The following is a 5,724-nucleotide window of genomic DNA, read 5'->3' as shown; positions in this document are numbered from 1 at the left end:
TCGAAGAACGGTCGTATGTCCTTGCGGCTACGGCCTAACCCTATCCAAATGACTTGGTGAGTCTTAGCGTCAGCAATGACCGTGGCATACCGATGTCCTTTAAAGATAGCGAACTCGTCCATGACGAGTTGCCTTAGCCCCTCCCATTTCACTGACGGCACCACTTGTCGAAGTCGGCGTTTATCTATCTCTTTAATGGTGTGCCAATGTACGCTCGTTAACTGGGAGATATGCTTAATGGGAAGAAGAGGCAGCAGTTGTTCTATATAACTTTTTAGGCGCTTCGTTATACGAGCATAAGGCTCTAACCAAGATAGAGACTCTGTTTTGATGCCGCAGTCACGACACTTAATTCTTCGTGTTTGAACGGAAAGTTCAACAGGAACACCGAGCAACATGGCCTCTTTTACATGACGCCATTGATACTCATGAATAGCCTCGGCCTCGAGACCACAAAGGCACTTAGCCTCAGAGTTAGGTTTAAGAGTCAGGGTAATAAGTGATGCTGTCTGGTGAGACTTTACTATTTGAAAGCCTTCCCAGAATGAAGATAGGAAAGTATGATTCGGCATGAAAACGGTAGTTTGTGTATGATTTTTGTTTGGCGACTAAACCATATCACTTACTACCGTTTTTGTTTTTAGTTCCCGCTAATGCGCGATGAACCTTATTTGTTTCGACCTAGTGAGTCAGAAACAGATAAACGGCTCTTTTATTGAGTGGGTGCTGGATTCGAAATCTAGCTCACGAAACCTTAGAGATTGAGTCTACTCAGTGATCTCTTGCAGCACTTCTCCGATTGACCCGCTTGGTTGGGTGATACCCAGTTTGTTCGAAAGCGTTGGCGCAATGTCATATGGCGTGACTGCTCGCGATACCTTCTTAGCTTCAACGTCGTAGCCTGCAAAGATCACAGGCACATGAGTGTCGTATTTCCACGGAGAACCATGTGTAGAGGCAATTTGGAGGCCTTCCATGTCGTTAATGTAGCTGCGCGGTGCAAATACTACGTACACGTCGCCAGAACGAGCAGGGTGGTAGTTGTTTTTAATTAGCTGCATCACATGCGTATCCGGTACTCGGTTAGCCGCAATGTCACTACTTGATACAGCAAACGCAACACTTTTCACTTTTGCAATTTCATCCGCAATAGCTTCTTGGACCTTAGCCAGATCAAGCTTCTTCTCAGCGATCAGATCATGATTCAGATAGATGTAAGGTTGTGCGTACAAGCGAATCGCGTCTTTGGTTAAACCAAATTCATCCTTCAATCGTTTCTCAACACCACTCGAGAGTAGTGTGTCTTTATTGAAGTATTGAGCTTGATTGAAACCAAGCGCATTTGCCGCAGGTGAAGATTCAGGTACACCGTGGTCGGCAGACAGCACAATCAATGTGTTTTCTAGCCCGACTTGGTTATCCACGGTTTTGAAAAGCTTAGCGAGAGTCTTATCAAGTCGGATAAGGTTGTCTTCTGTTTCTAGGCTTTCAGGGCCGTAAAGGTGCACCACGTAGTCATTTGATGAGAAACTCACTGACAGATAATCGGTCACGTCGCCTTGGCCAAGCTTCTCTTGCATCAACAAGGTGCTAGCGAAGTTTTCCGTGATTTCGTCACCAGCAGGGCTGACGGTTAGCGTTGTGCTGTAGTACTTGTAACTTGCCGGGCCATAAGGATGAGGGAAGGTGCGTTGGAAGTCACCGAGTTTCACTTTGTGTTCGGTATCGTGTTCTTGCAACGTGTACTTATCACGCGGTAATGACAGCTCCCATTTCTGTTTGGAATACTGAGCAGCAATCGCTTTCTCGTTCCAGCGTGATACCCAATCTGGATACTCGTCATAGTAATAGTTACTGGTGACAAACTCCGATTGTGCTTTGGAGAACCAGAAGGCTTTACCACTGTGTCCTGCCAATGAGATTGCGCCGCGGTCTTTCACTGATACACCGAATACTTTTGATTTGCCACTATTGGAAATCGTCAGTTCGTCACCAAACGTGGTGGAGAGTATTGGCTCTGGAGAGCGGCCATCGCCTTGTGCTGTCTTTTGCGTTGGGTCGATCTCTGTTGCTTTATCGACACCTGCACCAGAGGTCAGCATTTGGTAGTTACCGTCTTCTACGTTATACACCAAACGTTCTTCGCTACGGTCATACCAAACGTTACCTACCATGCCGTGTACGCTCGGTGGAGCACCTGTTGCAAGCGACACATGGCCCACGATCGTTTCCGTGTTGCCATGTTGGTAGTTTGCGTTGGTGTAGTAGGTACCATCATCCATTAAGTACCGGAAACCGCCTTCACCGAAGTTGTGCTTATATCGTTCGATTAGATCTGCGCGCAGGCCATCTACCGTGATTTGAAGGACTAGATTTGGCTTTTCCTCAGCTGAAGCTGGGAGAGCGCAGAGTAACGCGAGGGTTAGTCCTGAAAGCTTGGTGTATTGCATAGAGTTTCCTTATTCACTGTTGCCGCTGAGTTCTAATGTTTGGTCAGGTTTCCAACGTTTGGCCAGATTTGTAACGTGTGTGCAGTGCGAATCGTATTTTTAGTATTGTTGGTGACGATTAGTGAACCATAACCTTCGGCATCTTTAGTTAGTTCGCTTCGTTAGCTAGTTCACATCCTTAACTAAACGCAGCCCCATATCTGACATAGTGATCGATTGGCTTGCGAAGTCACGACGGTAACTTTCAGATTCATTTTCGTCATAAGCAAAGCTGCCACCGCGAACCGATTTGTGTGATAAACCGACGTCGCTGTGTTTTGCGTTGTTAGGGTTGTCTGTTGGACCGAATCGGTAGAAGGTGTCATCGAAGGCATCGATAACAAACTCGCCCACGTTTCCTGTCATGTCATATAAGCCTAGTTCATTTGGTTTCTTTAGCCCGACTGGATGTGCGCTATTTTTAGAATTTGCTGAGTACCACGCAACATCATCTAAGTTATTGGAACCACTGTAAGTATAGCCTTTACTTTTATTGCCACCTTTGGCTGCAAATTCCCATTCAGCTTCAGTAGGCAGACGGTATTCTTCACCCGTTAATTCATTCAACTGCTCAACAAAATAGTTTGCTTGCTGCCAACTAAGGTTATTGACCGGAACTTGTGGGTTTTGGAAATAACTGAGAGATGAACCCATCACCGATTCGAACAATTCTTGAGTCACCTCGAACTTCGCAATATAGAAACTATCTACAGTTACATTACGTGCAGGACGCTCTGCTTTGGTCGCTTCTGGACCGTTCGACCCCATGGTGAATGTGCCGCCTTCAACCAACACCATCTCTTGGTCAATTTGTTGGGCGATGGGGTGTGTAGGCACGCTTGCACAGCCACTCAGAAGGATAGTCATGGTGACGCTGCTAATTGTTGCTAACTGTTTGTAATTAAGAAATTTCATCACGTGCCTCAGATGTTCGAAATAGGGTCTAATTCTAACGTTTAAGGTCATTCCTATTGGTTATAAAGGGTATAACATGTCACCTGATCGAATAGGAATTATGATGTGTCCAGAATACTAAAATAGGTAGGTAAATCATGCATATTACTCAAGGTCCACAATATAACGGTAAAGCGTCTAAGCGCTTGCATGTCATGGCTAAGCCGATTGGCGCAGCATGCAACATTGACTGTAAATATTGTTACTACCTAAGTAAGCAAGATTTGTTGGAGTACAAGAAAGGCAGTTCTCCAAGAATGGATGATGAGACGTTAGAAACCTACATCCGACAATACATCGAAGGTCAAAACACGCCAGAAATTATCTTCTCATGGCAGGGCGGTGAACCGACAATGCTAGGTTTGGCGTATTTTGAACGCGTGGTTGAGCTACAGAAAAAGTACCAACCTGAAGGTGTATTGATTTCAAACGATTTACAAACCAATGGTACCTTGCTGAATGATGATTGGGCGGAGTTTCTTGTGAAGAACAACTTCCTGATCGGTTTGAGTATTGATGGTCCCGAAATGCTGCACAATGCCTATCGTGTTAACAGAGCTGGCCGTGGCACATTCAAACAAGTGATGGCGGCTGTGGAGCTGCTGCACAAACACCAAGTGAAGTTCGCAACGCTTACCTGTGTGAATAACCTCACCAGTCAAAATGCACTTGAGGTCTATCGCTTCCTACGTGATGTTGTGAAGTCACCGCAAATGCAGTTTATTCCTATCGTTGAACAGAAAACGTTCCGAACGGTTGCACCACAAACATCCCAAGTGAGCGAACAGCTCAAACAAGGCGACAAACGCCTGATCCCCGGCCATAAAGATTCGATCATGGAATCGTGGTGTGTGTCGGATTTGGCTTGGGGTAATTTCCTTATTTCTGTATTTGATGAGTGGGCTAAGAACGACATCGGTAAGGTGTTTGTTCAGTATTTTGAAGCAAGTTTAGAAACGTGGATTGGGCGTCCGAACCCATTGTGTACCTTGAACGAGATATGCGGAAAGGGTTTGGCAATAGAGCCAAATGGCGATGTTTTCTCATGCGACCACTATGTTTACCCTGAGTACAAAATTGGCAATATTCATCACGAGAAACTTGATGATTTGGCGTACAGCGCACCACAGCAAAAGTTTGGTTTTGCTAAATCCCGCACACTGACCAGTCAATGTCAGCAGTGTGATTACAAGTTCGCTTGTCATGGTGAGTGCCCTAAGAACCGCTTTATCAAAACTCGTGCAGGCGAACCGGGCTTGAACTACTTATGTGCAGGTTGGCATAAGTTCTTTTCTCATGTCGATAAGTCGATGGCGTACATCGCTCGCGCGATGGGGCATCCGGTTGCTCATGGTAAATTCAGCGACTCAGTATTGATGGCGCATCGAGCAAAACAGGCGCAACAAGCTACGTTCGAGACCAAGTTTTAACTCGTTCTTTGGATCAACAGGTCCAAGATAAATTTAATCAGATACGAGTCTAAGGACAGGCTAAGTTCTCCAGTTTAAGGTAATACTATGATGAAGAAGAGTTTAGCGACGGCTGTTGCTTTATTGATTTCAACGTCCGCATTAATTTCAACGTCTGCGATGGCTGCGAATAGCGTTCAACAAACGGTTGACGCGCCAGCACAAAATATCAATCAAGTGCTTGAAATGACGGACACTCAAACCCGCATTCAACAGTTGTCTTACATGGCACAAGATCAGAATCAATCTGTTGAAAATCGTACTGGTGCACTGCAAGAGCTTGCTTCATATCCAAGCCAAAATGCGCTGGTGGCGGTGGCAAGAGGCTTAAAAGATCAAAACCCTGAAGTTCGTGAAGCGGCGGTTATCGGTTCTGAACCTTACCAACTTGAACATCGCTGGGCGTTAGTTTCACCCTTGCTAAAAGACAGCGATACCATGGTTCGCCATACGGCAACGTCAAACCTAGTCCGTGACTTCAATGCATTGGATGACGAGCAGAAAGCACAAATTGAACCACCAGTCATAGAGCTTATTAGCTTCTTGGAAACGCAAGAATCTGAAAAGTACCAATTACTGTTTGCTGATGTGCTTCGTTGGCACAATGACTGGGATAAGGCGGAAACGGTTTATCTAGAGCTGATCAATACGCATCCAAAAGAAGCGCAAGTTTGGTTGAGCTACGCAGATAATTTTCGAGCTCAGAACAAAGATAAGCAAGCAGTCGAAGTATTAGATCGTGGTTTGGAGAGCGTGCCAAACAACGCCGCTCTGCATTATTCGAAATCGTTGACTCTGGTTCGCCTTGAAGA

5 protein-coding genes are annotated in these 5,724 nt (G+C 45.5%); 2 read left to right on the top strand and 3 right to left on the bottom strand.

Annotated features, from left to right (window positions below; translation table 11 throughout):
* From A136_RS04755 to A136_RS04745, 3 genes are all read right to left on the bottom strand, one after another.
* On the bottom strand, positions 1–572 hold a 572-nt coding region (locus A136_RS04755), incomplete at its 3' end, for a helix-turn-helix domain-containing protein (RefSeq protein WP_017064688.1).
* 195 nt (positions 573–767) lie between these two features.
* The gene (locus A136_RS04750) at positions 768–2,450 is read right to left on the bottom strand and encodes an alkaline phosphatase family protein (RefSeq protein WP_017064687.1); all 1,683 of its coding nucleotides are present in this window, start codon (positions 2,448–2,450) and stop codon (positions 768–770) included.
* A gap of 165 nt (positions 2,451–2,615) precedes the next feature.
* Positions 2,616–3,404 (bottom strand): formylglycine-generating enzyme family protein, encoded by a 789-nt coding sequence (locus A136_RS04745; RefSeq protein WP_017060470.1) that lies wholly within the window; start codon positions 3,402–3,404, stop codon positions 2,616–2,618.
* A gap of 137 nt (positions 3,405–3,541) precedes the next feature.
* Here A136_RS04745 and A136_RS04740 point away from each other — a divergent pair, with 137 nt between their 5' ends.
* Entirely contained in the window at positions 3,542–4,873 is a 1,332-nt protein-coding gene (locus A136_RS04740; RefSeq protein ID WP_017064686.1) for an anaerobic sulfatase maturase, read from the top strand.
* An 87-nt stretch (positions 4,874–4,960) separates the two neighbouring features.
* Positions 4,961–5,724, top strand: a 764-nt coding sequence (locus tag A136_RS04735; protein ID WP_017064685.1) for a HEAT repeat domain-containing protein, incomplete at its 3' end; no start/stop codon positions are given.

Source organism: Vibrio crassostreae 9ZC13, assembly GCF_000272045.2.
In the GTDB taxonomy this organism is placed as follows: domain Bacteria; phylum Pseudomonadota; class Gammaproteobacteria; order Enterobacterales; family Vibrionaceae; genus Vibrio; species Vibrio crassostreae_C.
This window is presented reverse-complemented; position numbering and strand designations above follow the sequence as displayed.

What these genes read in the sequence shown, in the direction of transcription:
- A136_RS04750 (WP_017064687.1), bottom strand. Translation starts at nt 2,450, where the DNA reads ATGCAATACACCAAGCTTTCAGGACTAACCCTCGCGTTACTCTGCGCT.
- A136_RS04745 (WP_017060470.1), bottom strand. Translation starts at nt 3,404, where the DNA reads ATGAAATTTCTTAATTACAAACAGTTAGCAACAATTAGCAGCGTCACC.
- A136_RS04740 (WP_017064686.1), top strand. Translation starts at nt 3,542, where the DNA reads ATGCATATTACTCAAGGTCCACAATATAACGGTAAAGCGTCTAAGCGC.